The 20,090-nt window shown below is 65.0% G+C and carries 12 protein-coding genes and 1 riboswitch; of the genes, 6 read left to right on the top strand and 6 right to left on the bottom strand.

Going from position 1 to position 20,090, the window contains the following annotated elements; translation table 11 throughout:
- Positions 1-71: 71 nt before the first annotated feature.
- Together IAG25_RS35225 and IAG25_RS35215 are read right to left on the bottom strand one after the other, a co-directional pair.
- Positions 72-1,499, bottom strand: a complete 1,428-nt coding sequence (locus tag IAG25_RS35225) for a YadA family autotransporter adhesin (RefSeq protein ID WP_187608977.1) — start codon at positions 1,497-1,499, stop codon at positions 72-74.
- 628 nt (positions 1,500-2,127) lie between these two features.
- The gene (locus IAG25_RS35215) at positions 2,128-3,069 is read right to left on the bottom strand and encodes an EamA family transporter (protein ID WP_187608975.1); all 942 of its coding nucleotides are present in this window, start codon (positions 3,067-3,069) and stop codon (positions 2,128-2,130) included.
- 244 nt (positions 3,070-3,313) lie between these two features.
- A riboswitch (TPP riboswitch) is annotated at positions 3,314-3,455 on the top strand.
- A gap of 146 nt (positions 3,456-3,601) precedes the next feature.
- Here IAG25_RS35215 and thiC point away from each other — a divergent pair.
- The 6 genes from thiC to IAG25_RS35190 all read left to right on the top strand — a co-directional run bounded on the left by thiC (position 3,602) and on the right by IAG25_RS35190 (position 10,024).
- The gene (gene thiC / locus IAG25_RS35210; RefSeq protein WP_187608974.1) at positions 3,602-5,533 is read left to right on the top strand and encodes a phosphomethylpyrimidine synthase ThiC; all 1,932 of its coding nucleotides are present in this window, start codon (positions 3,602-3,604) and stop codon (positions 5,531-5,533) included.
- A 294-nt stretch (positions 5,534-5,827) separates the two neighbouring features.
- Complete coding sequence (locus IAG25_RS35205; protein WP_375336562.1) at positions 5,828-6,007, top strand: glycine zipper 2TM domain-containing protein; 180 nt, start codon at positions 5,828-5,830, stop codon at positions 6,005-6,007.
- 209 nt (positions 6,008-6,216) lie between these two features.
- Entirely contained in the window at positions 6,217-6,723 is a 507-nt protein-coding gene (locus tag IAG25_RS35200) for a hypothetical protein (RefSeq protein WP_187608972.1), read from the top strand.
- Positions 6,724-7,003: 280 nt separating this feature from the next.
- Positions 7,004-7,132, top strand: a complete 129-nt coding sequence (locus IAG25_RS41730; protein ID WP_255504175.1) for a hypothetical protein — start codon at positions 7,004-7,006, stop codon at positions 7,130-7,132.
- A gap of 242 nt (positions 7,133-7,374) precedes the next feature.
- Positions 7,375-8,976 (top strand): L-lactate permease, encoded by a 1,602-nt coding sequence (locus IAG25_RS35195; protein ID WP_187608971.1) that lies wholly within the window; start codon positions 7,375-7,377, stop codon positions 8,974-8,976.
- Positions 8,977-9,091: 115 nt separating this feature from the next.
- Entirely contained in the window at positions 9,092-10,024 is a 933-nt protein-coding gene (locus IAG25_RS35190) for a DMT family transporter (RefSeq protein WP_187608970.1), read from the top strand.
- A 464-nt stretch (positions 10,025-10,488) separates the two neighbouring features.
- Here IAG25_RS35190 and arfB read toward each other — a convergent pair whose 3' ends face one another.
- Genes arfB through recC form a run of 4 tightly spaced genes read right to left on the bottom strand, consistent with a single transcriptional unit; the run spans position 10,489 to position 20,033 of the window.
- Entirely contained in the window at positions 10,489-10,902 is a 414-nt protein-coding gene (gene arfB / locus IAG25_RS35185) for an alternative ribosome rescue aminoacyl-tRNA hydrolase ArfB (protein WP_187608969.1), read from the bottom strand.
- Positions 10,903-10,927: 25 nt separating this feature from the next.
- On the bottom strand, positions 10,928-12,937 hold the full coding sequence (locus IAG25_RS35180) for an AAA family ATPase (protein WP_187608968.1): 2,010 nt from the start codon (positions 12,935-12,937) through the stop codon (positions 10,928-10,930).
- A complete protein-coding gene (gene recB, locus IAG25_RS35175) occupies positions 12,934-16,638 on the bottom strand; it encodes an exodeoxyribonuclease V subunit beta (RefSeq protein WP_187608967.1) in 3,705 nt (1,234 codons plus the stop codon). Before recB ends, IAG25_RS35180 begins: the two co-directional genes overlap by 4 nt.
- Positions 16,635-20,033, bottom strand: coding sequence for an exodeoxyribonuclease V subunit gamma (recC, locus tag IAG25_RS35170; protein WP_187608966.1), 3,399 nt, complete (start codon positions 20,031-20,033; stop codon positions 16,635-16,637). The genes recB and recC overlap by 4 nt, the downstream gene beginning before the upstream one ends.
- Positions 20,034-20,090: the final 57 nt, after the last annotated feature.

The following is a 20,090-nucleotide window of genomic DNA, read 5'->3' as shown; positions in this document are numbered from 1 at the left end:
ATCGATGTGCCCGGGTCCGAGTGTCATCAGATGGAACTGGCGGAATGCCGCCCGTTCTATCGAACGTGTGCTTACCAGCGGTAGCCCGCCTGAGCCTTGAGGGCGGTCGAACCACCATTTGCCGACGAGACACCGACACCCAGGTTAAGGTTCATCGTCACCTGATAGGCCGCGGCGACGCCGACAGCGGTCGCGCTGCCGTAGTTGCCGACCGCCACGCCGGCCCACTTCTCGCCCGGGTTCAGCACCGGAATGCTCGGGATGGCCAAGGTCGACGCCGCTGCACGATCAGCGTAGCGTTCCATGTCTCGCCGCGTGCTGGCGATCGCCTGATCCGTATAGGCTTTCTCGCCTGCGACGGCCTGATCGGTGTAGGCGTTCGCTTGCGTGATCTTGTCGTTCAACTGATTGACGTTGACCGCGTCGGTGCCTTGCGTGCCGGCCGCGACGTTCGTGATCTGACGCTCGCTGCCTGCCGCGCCGACGGACACCGTATTTGCGCGATCCGCGACGGAGTTCGCACCGAGGGCGACCGAATTGTCGGCGCTGGCGTTCGCGTTCGCACCCATGGCGGTGGCGTGCGTGCCCGATGCCGTGGCGGTTTCACCGGCGTTGCCACTCGCTGCGAAGAGCGAGTCGGAGACGGCAGCGCTGACGACCGGAGCTGCGGCGCGCACGGTCGACTGGAGCATCGCGCTCCGGACAAGCCCGTTGCCGCCCTGGAGAGCCAGGATGTCGGCGGTGTTTTGCGCGACAAGTTGGCCTACTGCGTTCAACTGGTTCATGTTGACAGCGTCGTTGCCGTCGATGCCGTCGGCGACGTTGATAATCCGACGCGTTATCTCGCCGCCAACGCTGAAAACGTTCCCTTGTCCGCCATCACTACTGCCATTGCCGATCGCGACAGAGTCAGTACCTGAAGCAACCGCCCTGAAGCCGATCGCGACTGAACTTTCACCACTCGCATTGGAAGCCCAACCCATCGCTATTCCGCGCTCAGTAGACGAGGCCTCTACGCCCACGGCAATCGCGCCATTGCTCGCGCGCGAATTCGCACCAACGATGACGGCACCTTGAGAAGCTTTCGAGTTTGTGCCGATGACGACGCTGCTGTTTCCGGCTTGCGCGTACTGTCCGATGACAACAGAAGCTTGGGGCGGACCTGATGTATATTCCCAACCGTCTAACGGAAGCGCTTTCACGTTGTTTCCGATCAAAACGGCTCCCCAACCATCGGCATTGACCTGGTGATCGCCGATCATGGTCGCCATTACATCTGTATGGTTGTCGTCGCCATAGATATTCGTACCGTCTCGCGGCACGGGCTCTCCCCAAGGCGACACGCCCAGCGTGTTGTTCCAGCCTGTGATCGTCCCGGCCGAAGCACCGGAACCCGCCAGAACGGCCATGCTGATCAACACCCCCGTCATGACCGGCTTAAACCGAATTTGATTACGCTTCATATATAATTTCCCGATAATAAAATATTTGATGTACATCCCTCGCTGCGTTCGAATTCCGGCCAAGGTTCCCGAACGTAGCCTTCTTTTTCGCTCACGCGAAAATCACTTGCAACACGTGTTATCTCGCTGCCCGCAAATTATTGGCATTCCGCCGTATCACGGATAACGAGACATCAGAATCGCTTTGTTTGATGTTTTCAGGCGTTCGAAGAGTCTTTTATGACGAACGTCCGCCGTAACAATCAGTAATATGATTGTTTGCGGACAGCATTATAGTCAGACGATTGAAGACACTGTTGATTGCACCGCTTTTTGACAAATCACAGCGAGTTAAGCCGTCAACTCATTGCGTCGCTGAGAAAGGGGCTGAAATCGGAAGGCGTATTTAGCGTTGTGCAGTCGACCAGCTCGTCATTAGTGGCTTTTCCATGACGCTCAATGACCTTGATGAAGATGTCCCGGTCGCCGCCGTTAGCGTAAATAGTCGACTTGTCCGACATCGCGCTGACCGTCTGCGCGACTTCTTCCAGTAACCGGGCATTTTCCCGCGTGTTACAAAATCCCGTGACACTCGAATTGAAATGCCAGGGCAAGTGCGAAGACAGGTTGTTCGCTCTGCCGGCCTCAGGCGCGAAAGCCGTTTCGCGTCAGTTCACCACCAGCGCTAAGCCAACCCCCGTCGCCGATAATCAAACCAGAACGAAAGCCCGACCGAAAGCAAAATCACGACCGTCGCGATAACAGTCCATTGCGTGATGATTTCCCCGAGCAGCAACGCCCCCAGCAATACCGCAACGACCGGATTCACATAAAGACAACTCGTCGCGACAATCGTGCTCGTATTCCGAATCAAGAAGTTATACGCGACATAAGCCGCCATCGATCCGATCACCACGAGATAAATAAACGAAAATCCCGCGCCGACGCTCATATGCGTCACTCGCTCCCCCGCCGCCAACGCGATACCCGTCGCAATCAATCCACCGAGCCCGATCTGCAAAGCCGTCGACATCAGAAGATCCGAAGCCTGCGGCAGACGCGTCGCCAGATGCGCGCCGCCCGCCCAGAAAATCGCGGCACACAGAATCGCCAATGTGCCGACGGTCGAACTCGGAGAAGGATCGCCGTGATTCAGCAGCACGATGCCGATGAGTCCCAGCGCCACCGCGAACCATTCACCCCTGGCGACGCCGCGTCCGCTCAACGCGGTGAAGATCGTCGCGAAGAGCGGCACGGTGGCCACCATCACCGCGGCCGTGCCGGTTCCCACCGTGCGCATGCCGTAGGCCATCATCCCGCTCGACAAACCCTCCAGCAATGTGCCGACGATCGCCGCATTGCGCACTTCCCGCGCGCTGGGCCACACCGCCTTGCAATGCACGGCGATCACGAACAGCCCGACACCGGCGCACAGGTTGCGCAAACCGCCGAGCATGAGCGGCGGAAACGACTCGAGCGACAAATAAATCCCGAGATACGTCGAGCCCCACACGAGATAAACGACGGCCAGCGCAAGCGCGACCTGCCCTTTGAACGAGCGCGGCGCGCGAAACGGAAAACGGTCGGGGAAACTGAACGGCAGACGCGGCGGCGGCAAAGCGGACATGCATTACTCCGCGACGGCTGCGCGCCGGACAACTGCAAAAGGAACAGGGAAATACGCTGCGGCGACTACCAGACTGAACGGCATGACGGGACGAAAGAAGTGCGATTGCGCGAGGAGAGACCGCGCGATCCTCGGGAAAACCCCGATAATCCGCGGCGCCCGACATTATGCAGTAAGCACGGAACGCGTTTGCACAACTTTACGAATGGTTGCCAAGACGCCACGCCGCGGTGTAACGTGTCGGCTGCTAACGCGGGGGTCCTGCGTTGCACATCGCGATCTCGATCGGTTTTATCGACGAAATCGCTTCGTGTGGCGTGGGTGAGAAATACCCTTTGAACCTGATCTGGATAATGCCAGCGCAGGGAAGCGTTCGGGTTCCATGGTTTGCAGCATCCAGCCACTTCTTCCGGACCCGTACCTTTCCATCTCGTTCCTCCCTGTTTAGCTCCTGAATCAGCCGAGCTCGACTGCGTTCGTGTGTGCGTCGTCGTGCTTCGGCAATAAACCATCCCTACAGGAGAGACAGCACATGAATGCCAACCCGAAGTTCCTGTCCGAGAACGCCGTCGTCGATGCCGCCGCCATCGCGCCGCTGCCGAACTCGCGCAAGGTCTACGTGACCGGCTCGACGCCCGACATCCGCGTGCCGATGCGCGAGATCACGCAATCGGACACCCCCGACGGCTTCGGGGCGGAGAAGAACCCGCCGGTGTACGTGTACGACACCTCGGGCCCGTACACCGATCCCGACGCGAACATCGACATCCGCGCGGGTCTGCCCGCCGTGCGCGCGCAATGGATTGAAGCACGAGGCGACACCGAACAGCTCGACGGACTGTCGAGCGAATTCGGCCGCGAGCGCGCCGCCGATCCGAAGACGGCCGAACTGCGCTTTCCCGACCTGCATCGTCATCCGCGCCGCGCGCTGGCCGGGAAGAACGTCTCGCAGATGCACTACGCACGGCAAGGCATCATCACGCCCGAGATGGAGTACATCGCGATCCGCGAAAACCAGCGGCGCGCGGAATACCTCGAAAGCCTGAAGCACAGCGGCCCAAACGGCGAAAAGCTCGCCGCGATGATGGGTCGCCAGCATCCCGGACAGGCCTTCGGCGCGGCGGCGTTCGGCAAGGACGCGGCAAAGGAAATCACGCCCGAGTTCGTGCGCGAGGAAGTGGCGCGCGGCCGCGCGATCATCCCGGCAAACATCAATCACCCGGAAAGCGAGCCGATGATCATCGGCCGCAACTTCCTCGTGAAGATCAACGCGAACATCGGCAATTCGGCGGTGACGTCCTCCATCGGCGAGGAAGTCGACAAGATGACCTGGGCGATCCGCTGGGGCGGCGACACGGTGATGGATCTCTCGACGGGCAAGCACATCCACGAAACGCGCGAGTGGATCATCCGCAATTCGCCGGTGCCGATCGGCACGGTGCCGATCTATCAGGCGCTCGAAAAGGTCAACGGCAAGGCCGAGGACCTGACGTGGGAAATCTTCCGCGACACGCTCATCGAGCAGGCGGAACAGGGCGTCGATTACTTCACGATTCACGCGGGCGTGCGCCTGCAATACGTGCCGCTGACCGCCAACCGCATGACGGGCATCGTGTCGCGCGGCGGCTCGATCATGGCGAAGTGGTGCCTCGCACATCACAAGGAAAGCTTCATCTACGAGCACTTCGAAGACATCTGCGAAATCATGAAGCAATACGATGTCTCGTTCTCGCTCGGCGATGGCCTGCGCCCCGGCTCCATCTACGACGCCAACGACGAAGCGCAGCTCGGCGAACTCAAGACGCTCGGCGAACTGACGCAGATCGCGTGGAAGCATGACGTGCAGGTGATGATCGAAGGCCCCGGCCACGTGCCGATGCAGCTCATCAAGGAGAACATGGACCTGCAACTGGAATGGTGCGACGAAGCGCCGTTCTACACGCTCGGGCCGCTCACGACGGACATCGCGCCGGGATACGACCACATCACGTCGGGTATCGGTGCGGCGATGATCGGCTGGTTCGGCACCGCGATGCTCTGCTACGTCACGCCGAAGGAGCACCTCGGCCTGCCGAACAAGGACGACGTCAAGGTAGGCATCATCACCTACAAGCTGGCGGCGCACGCGGCGGATCTGGCGAAGGGTCATCCGGGCGCGCAGGTTCGCGACAACGCGTTGTCGAAAGCGCGCTTCGAGTTCCGCTGGGAGGACCAGTTCAACCTCGGCCTCGATCCCGACAAGGCGCGCGAATTCCACGACGAAACCCTGCCGAAGGATTCGGCCAAGGTCGCGCACTTCTGTTCGATGTGCGGCCCGCATTTCTGCTCGATGAAAATCACGCAGGACGTCCGCGATTTCGCCGCGAAGCAAGGCGTGAGCGAAAACGAGGCGCTCGCGAAGGGCATGGAGACGAAGGCGATCGAGTTCGTCAAGAAGGGCTCGGAGATTTACCAGCCGACTTGATGCTTGTTTCTGGCTGACAACGGCCTGTCGCACAGCGCGTGCGGCAGGCCGTTTTTTTATCGGAATCGGGCGCAAAGCCTTGTCGCGTCTGGATGAGCGGTTCATCGGACGATTCGGGCACTTTTCCTGCTAGAGAAGCGAACGAACCGGCGAAAACATGGCGGCCCTCGTTGGTCGACGCCGAAAACGGTCACTGCGCGGCTCGCGTAGCCGCGTGTGAACCGAAGCCGATTCATCTCATCATCGAATTGGAGAGTCGACATGAAAAACATCAAACAGATCGGCGCCGCTGCAATGGTCATTGCGTTTCTGGGAGGATTGACCGCTTGCGGCGACATGACCACGCGTCAACGGGATACCGCGATCGGCGCAGGCGTGGGCGCGGCCGGCGGAGCGGTGATCGGCGGCAGTGCACTTTCGACGTTGGGCGGCGCTGCAGTCGGCGGCGTCATCGGCAATCAGGTCGGCAAGTAAGGAGGTGGCCGTTTTAGGCGGCGAAGCGTTGCGCTTCGCCGCGTCAAACCGAACCGCTGTTTCATGTTTGTTACAGAAAGGCGTTTCGGTAATGCTTTGTCACATGACATCGGACGCCTGCGCGCCATCGTTCGTCTAAGCTGTTTCTAACGGACCGTTCGATTTTCATCGAGAAGAGTCCGGCAAGCCGTAGCGCAAGGAGCAGCATCATGATTTCCGCCTGTATTCCCGGACCCAGAACGGCCGCCGCCGCGCTCGCCGCCGGGCTGCTTCTCAGCGGGTGCTATTACCCTTACGGGTATCCGGCTTATCCACCCTATCCCGTCACGAGTGCGACCTACGCGCAGCGTGAGTTCGTCGTTCCCGCATCGGGAGCGGCGGTAGCGGCCTCGCCTGCCACGCTGCCGCCGCAGTACGAGTACGCCGTCGGCTCGCCCTATTCCGACTACTACCAGACCTATCCGTACCCTTATCCGTATCCGTACTATCCGTACGCCGGGTATCCGGCGTATTACGGCTATGGATATGGCTACGGCTATCCGGCGGTCTCGATCGGCTTCGGATACTGGGGCGGCGGCGGTTGCTGCTGGGGTCACGGATGGCACGGCGGAGGCTGGCATGGCAACGGCGGATGGCACGGCGGCGGAGGCGGAGGCCGCTGGCACGGTGGCGGCAGCAGCTGGCACGGTGGCGGGGGCGGCGGCCACGGACACTGAGCGCCGTGTCGCGATCGCGTTGGATGACACAGAAAAGCCGTCCGGCGCGCGCCTGCGTAACATAGCTGCAACATTTTCTGATCGACTCGCGGACTTACGCGCACATTACCCAACTGTGCGCCGGGACACTTTCCTTATCCGACAAGGCTTCGGCACATTTCGCCAGACGATTGGCACAGTTCTGGCTACATAGCTCCCCTATTCGACACGTCGCGACGGCGACCCACGCAGCAAACCTCGCGCGCATCGCTGGCGCACTTTCCGTATCGGGGGATCGGACATGATGGCCTTTATATTTTTCCTGCTGTGGATGCTCGCCTCGCTCGGCCTTTTGACCGTGTGGGTGTTCCGCCAGACGCCATCTGTCCGCCATGACGAACGCGCGCCGGACGCGGTCGCCAAGGGCTGACGCCCTCCACTTCCGCGCAACTCCCGCATCGACGACGCGCCCGCAAGCGGCGCGTCCCGTCACGCCGATGCCGCAATGGGCGGGCATTCACGCCTTGACGCAGGCCGTTCGCGCCCTATTCTTAGTGTGCGCGTTATGCGTTTGCTTAAGCCCGCGGCCGGCTACTGCTTAACATCGAACTCCACGCGCATCGCGGCTTCGCTTCGCGCCGCTTCGGCTCATGACAAAGAGAAGGAGACCCGATGTTCCACCAGCTACTCACCCCGATCGCCAATTCCCTGTTCGCATCGTTCATCGTCGCGGCGCTGCCGATCATTCTCGTGCTCGTGCTGCTGGGCTGGGCGCGCCGCCCCGCGTGGCAGGCATCGCTCGCGGGCTTGATACTCGCGCTCGTCATCGCCGTGGCGGGCTGGCATTTCCCGGTCGCGCTCGCGCTCGATTCGGTCGCGGCCGGCGCCGTGTTCGCGCTGTGGCCGGTCATGTGGATCGTCTTCGCCGCGATCCTGCTCTACAACGTCGCGCAACGCTCGGGGCGTTTCGAGGCGTTCCGCCTGTGGATGGTCGATAACCTCCCGAACGACCGGCGCATCGTGCTCGTCGTGATCGGCTTCTCGTTCGGCGCGCTCCTCGAAGGGATCTCGGGTTTCGGCACGCCGATTGCGATCACGAGTTCGCTCTTGATTCTGCTCGGCTTCCCGACGCTCGAAGCGCTCACCTTCACGCTGATCTTCAACACGGCGCCGGTCGCGTTCGGCGCGCTCGGCGTGCCGATCACCGTGCTCGGCGCGGTCACGCACCTGCCGACCGATGCGCTCGCGAAAATGGTCGGCCGCCAGTTGCCGTTCTTCGCGTTCTTCCTGCCGTTTTACGTGATCGGCATTTACGCGGGCTTTCGCAACATGATGCGCGTGTGGCCCGTGCTGCTCGTCTCCGGCGGCGCGTTCGCGCTCACGCAGTTCGTGACGTCGAACTACATCAGCTATGCGCTGACCGACGTGCTTTCGTCGCTCGTCTCGCTGATTCTGACGATCGCGTTCCTGCGCGTGTGGAAGCCCGTCGCCGACGAGCGCTTCGCCGTGAACGTCGAGCGCCTCGGCAATACGGGCGCGACGCTTTCGGGCGGCCACGGCTGGGTGCCGTGGATCGTCGTATCGGTGGTGGTGATCGTGTGGACGGTGCTCAAGATTTTCCTGATCGGCGACGTCAAGGTTCCGTGGCCCGGTCTCGACAAGGCCGTCTACATCACGCTCTATAACCAGCCGTACGGCGCGATCTGGGACTTCCAGCCGCTCGCGACCGGCACCGCGATCCTGGTGGCGTCGATCATCACGGCGCTGCTCGTGAAGCTGCCCGCGCGCGAGTACGGCGCGGCGATCGCGGATACGTGGGTGCAGACGCGCATCGCGATTCTGACGGTCGCGACGATCGTCGGCCTTGCGTATCTGATGAACTATTCGGGCATGAACTACACCCTCGGTCTGGGCGTGGCGTCGGTCGGGCCGTTCTTCCCGCTCGTGTCCGCGTTCCTCGGCTGGGTGGCCGTGTTCCTCTCCGGCAGCGACACGTCGGGCAACGCGTTGTTCGGCAATCTGCAGGTGGTGGCGGCGAATCAGCTGAACCTGAATCCGGTGCTGATGGCGGCGACCAACTCGTCGGGCGGCGTGATGGGCAAGATGATCTCGCCGCAGAACATCTCGACCGGCGTGGCGACGACCGAGCTCAAAGGGAAGGAAGGTGTCGTGTTCGTGCGCACCTTCAAACATTCGATCCTGCTCACGATCGTGCTCGGCGTGCTCGTGTGGCTGCAGCAGAACGTTCTGACGTGGATGATTCCGCCGCACTGAAAACCCGGCGCGCTTCTCCCGCTTCTTGCGCTTTCGTTCGGCGGGCGTTTTATCGGTACGGGCGCGGTGCTAACATGCGCGGACTTTCAATCAGCATCCCGAAGTCCGCCTCGCCATGTCACCCGCCAATCTGCTGCAACTGATCGTGCTCGCCGCCCTGTGGGGCGCATCGTTTCTCTTTATCCGCGTCGGCGTGGCCGAGTTCGGCGTCGCGCCGCTGATGGCCTTGCGCGTGGGCATCGGCGCGGTGTTTCTGGTCGCGATGCTGCTTGCGCGACGCCCGTTCGCCGCCACCGTCAAGACGCTGCGCACGCGCTGGCTTCAGTTGCTGGCCGTCGGCATTCTCAACTCCGCGGCACCGTTCTGTCTTTTCGCGTATGCCGAGCTGACGCTTTCGGCCGGCGCGACGTCCGTCATCAATGCGACGACGCCGCTCTTCGGCGCGCTCGTCGCTTTCCTGTGGCTCCGGGACCGTCTGACGACGGCACGCTCGATCGGCATGGCGATCGGCTTCGCGGGCGTGCTCGTGCTGGTGTGGAATCAGATCGCGCCGGATCACGGCGGGCACGATGCCGCTTTGCCGGTGCAGGGCATGCTGGCGGCGGCTGCGGCGCTCGCGGCATCGGCGCTTTATGGCGTCGCGGGCAACTTCGCGAAGAAGTATCTGATGGACGTCGACGCGATGACCAACGCCGCCGGCAGCATGATCGGCGCGACTCTCACGCTCGCGCCGATCGCGTTTTTCACTTGGCCCGCCGTGCCGGTTTCGGCGCATGCGTGGGGCGCGGTGCTCGCGCTCGGCATCGGCTGCACGGGCATCGCGTACTTCATCTATTTCCATCTGGTCGCGGTCGCGGGGCCCGCCCGCGCGATGACCGTCACCTTCGTCATTCCGCTCTTCGGGATTCTGTGGGGCGCGGTGTTTCTTGGCGAACATGTGTCGGTTGCGATGATCGCGGGGTGTGGGATCGTGCTTGCGGGGACTGCGCTTGCTACCGGTGCCGTGAAGCGTGTTCCGTTCGTTGGGCGGCGTAAGCTTGCGCCTTGAGGTTTTGGGGAACCTTGTGTTCGTGTCGGTCTATTAGCATTGCCCCTGTGCGGGGCGGCAGTCACTTTCTTTGCTGCTGCAAAGAAAGTAACCAAAGAAAGCAGCTCGCTCAGGCCCGCGGTCACACGCACGTTGGCCATGCTTGCCAGCCGCCCTTGGCCCTCGCCTGAGATCGCCGACAAGAGGCTCGCGCATTCTGACAAGCTTGTGATTCAAGCGAATTGGTTCAGCACCGAACTGCTCCGGCACAGCTTCCTCCGCTAATCTCGAATTCGAGATGGAAGACGCTCATCTACACGGTCGTCGGCTGTTCGACTACTGGAAGGACACGCATGACGTGGCCTCGGCGCATCACGCACTGATCTATCCAGATCTCGCTGCTTCGATGATCGGCCGCGATGTCCTGAAGTCATACTTTCCCGCCCCGCGCATCGGTGCGCCCCCGAAGCCGCAACAAGCCCAACTCAATCCCCCCGCACCGGCCCCCTTCCCGCCTTGATCGCGCCACGCTTCACCTTCCCCTCCACGCGACGTCGTTGCGATGCGCGCGTCGGCTTCGTCGCGATCCGCTTGCGCCGCGTGACGGCGACACTCCGAATGAGCTCATCCAGCCGCGCCAGCGCCGCCGCGCGATTCATGTCCTGCGTGCGATGCTCCTGCGCCTTGATGACGATCACGCCCTCGCGCGTGACACGGCTATCGGTGAGCGCGAGCAGGCGATCCTTGATGTACTCCGGCAGCGACGACGCGCGGATGTCGAAACGCAGATGGATCGCGCTCGACACCTTGTTGACGTTCTGACCGCCCGCGCCTTGCGCGCGCACGGCCGTCAGCTCGATTTCATTCGGCGGCACGGCGAGGCTGTCGGTCATCGTCATCGGTCGGCTCCTTCTTGTCCTGCACTCATGTGAGACGCCGTATTCTCGCCGCAAGTCCGGAATCGCGCCGCGTCGGCTCCCTCACGGCCTGCGCGAAAATCGCCGCCGAGCCGATGACCTCCACCCTGCGCTTCGCCCGCGTGATCGCCGTGTACACCAGTTCGCGCGACAGCACGCGCACGAACGCGCCGGGCAACACAAGCGCCGCGTGCTCGAATTCCGATCCCTGCGACTTGTGCACCGTGAGCGCGAACGCGGTGTCGTGCGGCGGCAGCGCGGCGGGCGACACATAGCGCAGCGCGCCATCGGCCATGCGGAACGCGACGCGCAGCGATCCGTCCACGCCCGGCAGCGCAATCCCGATATCGCCGTTGAACAGCCCGAGCGCGTAATCGTTGCGCGTGACGATCACCGGCCGTCCCGCAAACCACTGTGCGCCGAGCGCAAGCGCGATGCCCGCCTGCTCGCGCACTTTCGCGGCGATGCGCGCGTTCACTTCATCGACGCCGCGCGGTCCTTTGCGGGTCGCGCACAGCACGCGAAAGCGATTGAGCGCGTCGAAGAGCCGGGCGTGATCGGCCTCTGCGCCATCGAGCGCGGCGGACAGCGCTTCGGCATACGGCGCGAAGCCTTTGGCGAGGCGCGCGAGCGTGCGCTCGGACAGCGCCGCGTCGCCGTCGTCGAAGAGCACGGCCGCGCGCGCGCCGGATGGATCGAGCGCATCGAGCGCGGCCTGTTCGTCGCCGTTGCGGATCGCGATCGACAGACGGCCAATGTCCGAATCAAGCCCGAACCGATAATTCTTCTGCAGCCACACGACGCAATCGGTCAGCGCGCCTTCGCCTTCCTTGCCCCGCCCGCTCCAGTCATCGGGCAGCGTATCGAAGAGCGCGCCGTAGCCTTCGGAATCGTCGGCGGACGCAATGTCGAATAGTCCGAGTTGCGGCTCGCTCTTTGGCGTGCGGGCGTGCGGCAACGCGGCTTCGAGCCGCTTCGCATCGATCGAGAGCGCCGCCGCGATGCGCGCCTTGCCCGATACACTGAACGACGGCTGCGCGCTCAGTTCCGCGAACACCGCGCCGGCTTCCACGGCCGACAACTGATCCTTGTCGCCGAGCATCACGAGACGGCTCGCCGGGGCGACCGCTTCGAGCAGATGCGCCGCGAGCGCGACGTCGATCATCGAGGCTTCGTCGACGACGATCACGTCATACGGCAAGGGATTGTCGCGATGATGCCGGAAGCGCCCGTCCGACTGCACGCCGAGCAGCCGCTGCAAGGTGAACGACGTGCGCGGCAGGCGCTCCGCGAGTTCCGGCGGCAGCTTGTCCGCGCGCTCGATGAGCGCCTCCTGCATGCGTTGCGCGGCCTTGCCGGTCGGCGCGGCGAGCGCGATGCGCACATCCGGATCGGTATCAAGCAGACACGCGAGCACACCGACCACCGTCGTCGTCTTGCCGGTGCCCGGCCCGCCGCTCACGATCGTGAGCCGCCCCGCCAGCGCGACCAGTGCGGCGACGCGCTGCCAGTCGATGTCGTCGTCCTCGCGCGGACCGAAGTAACGCGCGATGCGCCCGGCCTGCTGCGCGATGCCCTCCCGCGAGACGGGCACGCGCGCATCGCGCGAGCGTTCGACGAGCGCCTCCGCGAGCCGCCGCTCGTACTCGAAGTAACGCGCGAGATAAAGCCGCCCATCTTCGTCGATGACGAGCGGCAAAAGATCAGCGGCGTTGCCGCGAGCGTTACTGCGCGCAAGGCACGCGACGCCGCTCGCGAGCAGCGCGTCGCGCGCTTCGTTGAAGTGCGCCTCGTGACGCCGGGCGAGCGCGCCGAGCGGCAGGCACACGTGACCTTGCGCAGTCGCGCGGCTCATCGCGAGCGCAGCGCGCTCGGTCCACAGCACGCTTCGCTCGTCGGCGCCCAGCCGCGCCGCGAGTGCGCTCAGACGCCGCGCGAAGCCTTCGGCGAGCGCCGCGCTCTCGTCCGCGGGCGCGGGCACGGGGCGCGCCGCTTCCATTGAATCGAGCGTGCTCATGCGACGCCTCCCGACATCAATCGATCGAGCGCCTCGACCAGTTCCAGCGACGGCCGTCCGCGATGCACACCGCTTGCGGATTCGCCATCTCGCCAGTCGGGACGAACGCCGCGCACGAACAGATACAGATATCCGCCGATATGCTTGTCGTACGCATAGTCCGACAGACGCGCGCGCAGGTAACGATGCAGCGCCACCACATAGATGAGCGCCTGAAGGTGATACGCATGTTCCGCCATCGCCACGGCGAGCGGTGCGGCGGCGTAGTCGGAAGCGGCATCGCCAAGATGATTCGACTTCCAGTCGATGATCCAGTAGCGGCCTTCATGCTCGACGATCATGTCGATGAATCCCTTGATGAACCCGCGCAACGCGCCGCTTTCGAGGGCGACGTCGGGAAATCCGTGCGCGGCGAGCAAACGCCGCATCGCGGTGAAATCGAGCGCATGCGCCGGAAACAGAAACTCCAGCTCGTTCATGCGACGCGTCATCGCGATAGTCTGAAGCCGCATGGCGGGCGCGATCTCGGCGGCGACCGTATCGGCGAGCAGACGCAGCATCATCGGCCGCAGGCGCGGGGCGAGCGCGTCCGGCGCGGGCGTCGGATGCTCGTGCAGCGCGCGTTCGACGGCAGCGGGCCAGCCGGACGGCTCGGTGAAATCCGCGAGCTCGAACATGCGATGCAGGCACTCGCCCGCCGCCGCGCCGCGCGGGAACGCGAGTATGTCGTCGGGCGCGAGTTGCGATTCGTCGCGCGCGGATGGCGCTATTCGTGCGGCGTCATCGAGCGCGGCGAGTTCATCGTGATCGGGACGCGCTTCGGCTGGCTGCGCCTGATTCGCCTCGTCGCGCGCACCAGCCGCGATCAGCGAGCTGAAACTCGCCATGCGCCAGCGATCGCGCAGAATGCGCTGATTCACGCGCGCGGCGATCTCGTGCTGATTCGTCGCATCCGCGACGAGCGGCTCGCGCATATCGATCACAGGCAACGGCGCAACGCCGATCGCGCCGTCCGAGCGCGCCGCGACCGCATTCCACGCCGCGACGACATCCGCTTCCTCGGGCGGCTCGTCGCAGAACGCATCGAAATCTTTCCCGCTGCCCGCGACGAGCCAGTTGAGCACGCTGCGACGCGATTCCTTCGTCGATCGGTTCGACACATAGAATCCCGCCACGACATAGCAGCGGAACACCGCACGCGTCAACGCGACGTAGACGAGACGCGCGCGCTCGGCCGCCTGCTCGCGCGCGATCGCCGCGCTCACGTGATCGTCTTCATTGCCTTCGATGCCGTAATGGAGCACGGCTTCGCCCGCGTCGTCGTGATACTCGCGCGCATCGGGCAAGCCCGATTTCGACCGCTCGCGCGATGCGCCATCGTTCAGGAACGGACAGAACACGACCGCGTATTCCAGTCCCTTCGACTTGTGAACGGTCACGATCTGCACGAGATTGCGATCGGATTCGAGGCGCAGTTGCGCTTCCTCGCCGCCGCCCTGCTGCTCGCGTTGCGCTGCGAGCCAGCGCAGCGTCGGCGCGATGCCGGGCTGTTCGGCTGAACGCGCCTGCAGCAACTCCGCCAGATGATTCACGTTGGTGAGCCTGCGCTCGCCGTCGGGCCGTGCGACGAGACGCGTCGCGATCGACAATTCGCGCGCGAGCGTGCGCCACATCACCGCGAAGCCGCGCTCATGCCAGATCGTGCGATAACGCGAGAAGCGCTCGACCCAGCTCGTCGAATCGATCGGCTCGCCGTGCGGATCGGCCGCGTCCGCGTGCTCCAGCCGCCAGAGCGCGGCGGCGTCGAGGCCGAACCAGTCGGTCGCGAGCGCCGCGCGCAGACGGCGCAAGTCGCCCGGCGTGTCGATGGCGGCGAGCACGCGCTCGATCTGCTCGGCGTCGGGCGAGCCGAACACCGACGCCTGCGCGAGCTCGACGCTGCCGATGCCCCACGCCGCGAGCACGCGCTTCACGAGACTGCCCTGCCGGTGCGTCTGCACGAGCACGGCGATATCGCCCGCCGAAAGCGGCGCGCGGCCGATGGTCACCTCGCCGCGCTGCGCGCCGCGCAAGAGCCGCGCGATCTCGGCGGCGCAGGCTTCGGCGGCATCGCGATGCGCGGTGGTTTTCAGGAGCGCCGATTCGCCGTGGGGCAGCATCCACACGCAGAAATCGGCGATGTCGGCATAGGCCGCGGCCGGCGTGCCGTCGACGAACGGCCCGCGTTTGCGAGTACCGGCGCGCACCGGCTGATAGTCGAGACCATCGAGAATGAACGCCGCCGGATTCGCTTCGAACACGCGATTGCACGCCTCGATGATCTGCGGCGTCGAGCGCTGATTGACCGCGAGCGTATAGCGCGCGCTCGCGCCGTCGCGCGCCGCGAGATACGTGTGCAGGTCGGCGGCGCGGAAGCTGTAGATCGCCTGCTTCGGATCGCCGACGAGAAAGAGCGGCCCGTGCGGCGCGAACACGCGGTTGAAGATCGCGTATTGCAGCGGATCGGTGTCCTGGAATTCGTCGATGAGCGCCGCCGGATAGCGCGCGCGCAACGCCTCGGCGAGCCACGCGTGCCTGACGAGCGCGTGATGCAGGTTCGACAGCAGATCGTCGAACGATACGACGCGGCGCGCGCGCTTTCTCGCGGCGAGTTCCGCGGGCGCGTGATCGAGCCACTCGCGCACGATGTCGAGCCACATCGCGCGCTGCGACGCCTCGGCTGCGGCGGCGGATGCAGCGAGCGCATCGGCCTGATCGAAAAACGCGTGCGCGGGCGGCGTGTTCTTGCCCTTGGTGCCCTTCGCGAGCGCGGTCGCGGTGAGCTTGAGCGCTTCCTTCGGCGGCGGCGCGTGACAGTCGGCATTGGCGAAGTAGTCGGCCCACGCGTCGATGGCCGCATCGAGGATCGTGCGCTTGTGCGTCGTCTTGTTGAGGATGGCTTCGGCGTCGAAGAGCAGCTTCGCGATGCCGTCGCGTTCGGCGTTCCACAACGCGCAGGCCTGGTCGAACAGCGCCTGCATGTCGGCCGCTTCGGCGGCATTCGTATCGCCGAAACGCAGCGCCGCGAGCGGCTTTTTCAGACGCCGGGCGAGCTGCGCATCGAGCGATGCCGGCCCCGCGCCCTTCGCGACGAGCCACGACGCGAACGACGGCGTGCGCGCCGCGACCGGCTCCACGCGCTCGCGCCAGAAATCCGCTGCGAGCTCGAAACGCAGCGCGCTGTCGTCGGCTTCCATCTCGAACGCGAACGGCATCGCGGCGGCGAACGGCGCCTCTTGCAGCGCGCGCTGGCAGAACGCGTGAATCGTGTGGATCGCGGCCTGATCGAAGGTGGACACGGCGATGCGCAAGCGCTTCGCCGCCTCGGCCGCGTCGATCTCTGCGAGCGTCGTTTCGAAGAGTTGCTCGATGAACGGATCGCCGGCCGCATCGCCGTTTTCGATCGCATGCGCGACGCCCGCGAGCCGCGAGCGGATGCGCTCGTGCAACTCGGCGGTCGCCGCCTTCGTGAAAGTTACGACGAGAATCTGCTCGACGGACAGGCGCTTTTCGAGCAGCAGGCGGACGTACAGCGCGCAGATGTTCCAGGTCTTGCCGGTGCCGGCGGAAGCCTCGATCTGATTCACGCCATCGAGCGCGCAGGAGAAGACGTCGAGTTCCTGCACGCCGGTGTCATCCATGAATGTCGTGAGGTTCGTCATGCGCCGCTCCGCAGATGTTGTGCGAGCGGATCGAACACGATGCGCGCGAGCGCGGCGAAGGCGTCGTCGAGCGCGAGGTCTGCGCCGCGAAACGCGATGCGAAACACCGGATCGTCGGATTCGGCGCGCGTGCGTTCGGACTCCCACGCGGCCTGCGCTTTCGAGTCGCCCTCCTTCACCTTGAGCCATGCGCTCTTCGGAAAGAACCTGAGCGGCATGCGCCGTCCCGCGCGATAGAGCGACGCCAGCGCGGCGAGATGCGCGAGCGGATCGGCGACGGGCATCAGCTCGAAATCCGCCGATTGCGACCCGCGCCCGTGCCAGATCGTGCGGCGCGGACCATCGGGCAGCGCCGCGCAATACGCGAGATGCGCGAGCCACGCGGACAGATAATCACGCGCGCGCGGCGCATCGTAGCGATAGATCACCTGGCCTTGCGGCGTCAGCGCGTTGAGCGTGCCGACGAGCGTCATCGGACGAACGTCGATGAGCGTGTCGTCATATGCGCCGAAGAGCGCGATGCCCGCGGTGTCGGGCCAGCGCGGCTCGAGATCGAGCGAGAACGGCAGGCGCTCGACACCCGCCGATGTCGAAGCGCGCACGCGTTCGGCCAGTTGCCCGAGCGCGTGAAGCTCGCGCGCCTGCCACACGCTGCCCGTTGCGCCGCCGGGCATTTCCGGACTCGCGCGCGCGACGCGTCTCGCGCGTTCGCGTGCGGCGCGCTCGCCGTCGTCGGCGGCTTCGAGCAGCGCGGGCAATACGCGCGCGGCGAGCGCGTCGCGGCCCGCGAAGCCCAGTTCGAACGGCTCGGTTTCGTCGAGTTCGGCTTCGGCATCGACGAGCGCAATGCCGAGGCGGTCACGCAACAACGCGCGCGCGGGATGGCGCCAGAAGCGCACGAAGTCGTCGAACGCGACGGTCTGGACGTCCTCCTCCTGCGGCAATGGCGCGGAGAAAAACCGCGCGACGGACTGCGACTTGCCCGATTCCAGCGCGCGAGCGAGTTCGGCGCGCTCGGGCTCGTAGGTGAAGAGTCGGCCGTCTGCGTGAAAATATTCCGGCGCATACGGCTGCAACGGATGCTCGAACACGAAACGCGCGCGCGCCGCTTCGAGTTCGTCGGGCGCGGCATGTTTGCCCGCGACGGACTGCGCGAGATAGTCGAGCAGTTCGTCGATGAGCGCGGCGGGCGGCAGCACCGCGTTGTCGCGGATACTGCGCCCCGTGTACGCGATCATGAACCGGTCGCGCGCGGCGAGCATGAGATCGAGGAACAGGTTGCGCTCGTCGTCGCGGCGCTGACGGTCGCCGAGCTTGCCGAAACGCGCCATCAGATCGAACTCGTCGGCGCGCGTGAGGCTCGGCAGCATGCCGTCGTCCATGCCGAGCAGGCACACCACGCGATACGGCAGGCCGCGCAGGCTCGTCAGCGACGAGAACGTGACGCCGCCCCACGGCACCCCGCCGCGTGCTGGATCGTCGAGTGTATCGCTGAGCGCGGTGCGGATCACGGCAGCCGATACGTCGGTCTCGCCCGCGCCTTCGTCCATCGCGACGACGAGCGAATCGATCGCGCGGCGCACGTCGCCGATGGCGTCGGTGAACGCGACGCCCGCGTCGAAGAAACGTTCGAGCGCATCGAGCAGCAGATCGCCCCAGGCGCGCGCGGTGCGCGACGTGGCGATGCGTTCGGCGAACGCGTCGATATCGTCGACGAAGCGCGTCAGACGGCCGAGCAACTCGGCGTCGGAGCCATTCGCGCCTTCGATAGGCAGCCATTCGTCGACAGGCGCGCCGCCGCCCGGCAGCGCGTAACCGAGATAGAGGCGCGTGAGGGCGTCGGCGAACGTGTGGCGCGCGGCGGGCACGTCGGCGGCGGTGACTTCGTCGGGCCGCAATCCGCGACGCGCGCCTGCCGCCGCAAGCCACGCCTGCGCGGTTTCGAGCGCGATGGCGTCGATGCCGTAGCGCGCCGCGATCGCATCCACGCGCAGCCATTCGACGAGTTCGGGCGCGCCGACGCTGCGCTCGGTGAGCGCGAGCCAGTCGATGAGCGCGCGCGCGACCGGATTCGCCTGCGACGGCGGCAGGCCCGTGATGCGATACGGAATGCGCCGCCGCTCGTTGCTAGCGCCCGCGGGCGCGGTGCCGAAGATGCCGTCGATGAGCGGCCCCGCCACCGCGAGATCCGGAAACGCGACGAGCACGTCCGACGGCTCCAGGCCTTCGATCTCGTCGAACCAGTCGAGCAGACGGTCGTGCAGCACTTCGAGTTGGCGCGACAGGCTATGACAGACATGCACTTCGATGCCGTTCCCGACGATCGTTTCGGGCTGCGGCTCGATGCTTTCTTCATCGAGCGCGAGGATGCCGTTCTGCACGCGCGCGAGCCACGTCGGCGCGGGATTGTCCTCGAAGAGTTGCCGCTCGCTCGACGCCGCGCTTTCGGTCAGCTCGTGCAGCATATGCAGTTGCGCCTGCGTCTGTCGGCCCCATTCCGCGAGCAGCGGATGGCCGACTTCCTGATAGTCGGCTTCGCCCTTCAGTTCGAGTTGCTCGACGCGCGCCTCGCTCACGATGTCGTACCAGAACTCGCGGCAAGGATTCTGCGCATAGACGCGCACGTCGATCCAGCGCGACAGCTCGCGCAACAGCGCGATATGCAGCGGCGGCATCGTCGGCAAGGCGAACACGCTGATGCGGCGCGGCCATTGCGCATGCATCACGGCATCGAGATCGAAGCCGGACGCATCGGCGAGAAAGCGGTACGCGGGCGGCGTCGGATCTTTTTCGGCGCCGTTCGCATCGTGTGCGAGATCCGCGAGCAGCGCGCGCCAGAGCGCCGCCTGCCAGCGCTCGTCCTCGCGCTGGATATCGTTCGCGCCCGCGAGACGCGGGCCGCGCGCATCGGTCTCGACACCGCTGCCCGCGAGAATCGAGCCGCCCGCCTGCCAGTGCGTGAGCCACTCGGGCCGATATGTCAGGTAGTGATCGAAGACCGTTGCGATGCGGCGCGCGAGCTCGTAGCGCATCGAATCGTCGGCGGCGTCGAGATATGTCGATAGCCGCGCCGAATCGCCGATCGACGGGTCTTCGAACAGCCGGTAGCAGCGCCACGCAAGCCGGTCCGGCGCGAACGGCGAATGCACGGCCACGGGCAGCACGCGCCCGATCTGCGCCCAGAGCCACTGCGCGAGATAGCAAAAATCGACGTTCGCGCAGATGCCGAAGCGCTCGGCCATGTCGAGTTCGAGCCGCCGCCGCACGGCCGCGCTCGGCACGATGACGGCTTCGCGCGCGAAGGGATCGCTCTCGCGCATCGCGAACGCGTCGAGGTCCTCGAAAAGCGCAGCGGCGAGCGTCTCGTGACGATTCGAATAAAAGAGTTCGAGCATGGAAGCGCCGTTGCTATGCGGCCTGAAATGGCGGGATTCGAAAAGCTTTGTAAGTCC

Origin of the sequence: Caballeronia sp. EK, assembly GCF_014384845.1 — a bacterium.
Classification (GTDB): domain Bacteria; phylum Pseudomonadota; class Gammaproteobacteria; order Burkholderiales; family Burkholderiaceae; genus Caballeronia; species Caballeronia jiangsuensis.
Note: the sequence above shows the minus strand (reverse complement) of the source record. Positions and strands in the feature narration are given on the sequence as shown.